General features: G+C 47.1%; 1 protein-coding gene. It reads left to right on the top strand.

Features of this window, described 5'->3' with window-relative positions; genetic code table 11:
- Positions 1 to 255 (top strand): hydroxymethylglutaryl-CoA lyase-like TIM-barrel protein (locus tag CWB60_RS20430; RefSeq protein ID WP_502704743.1); only part of this gene is annotated, 255 nt, incomplete at both ends.

Raw genomic sequence — 255 nt, 5'->3', positions numbered from 1 at the left:
TGGTATTGGTGAGCGTGCGGGAAACTGCTCTCTTGAAGAAGTGGCGATGATCATTAAAATGCGCAAAGACCACTTAAACGTTCACACCGATATTAAAAGCGAAGAAATTTATCGCGCCTCTCGCCAAGTGGCAAAAATAAGCAATATGCAGGTACCGCCAAATACAGCGATTGTGGGCGAACACGCCTTTGCACATAGATCGGGCATTCCCGATGAAGCCGTAGTAAACGCGCACAATACTTACGAGATGATGGG

The organism is Pseudoalteromonas sp. S327, assembly GCF_005886415.1.
In the GTDB taxonomy this organism is placed as follows: domain Bacteria; phylum Pseudomonadota; class Gammaproteobacteria; order Enterobacterales; family Alteromonadaceae; genus Pseudoalteromonas; species Pseudoalteromonas atlantica.
Note: the sequence above shows the minus strand (reverse complement) of the source record. Positions and strands in the feature narration are given on the sequence as shown.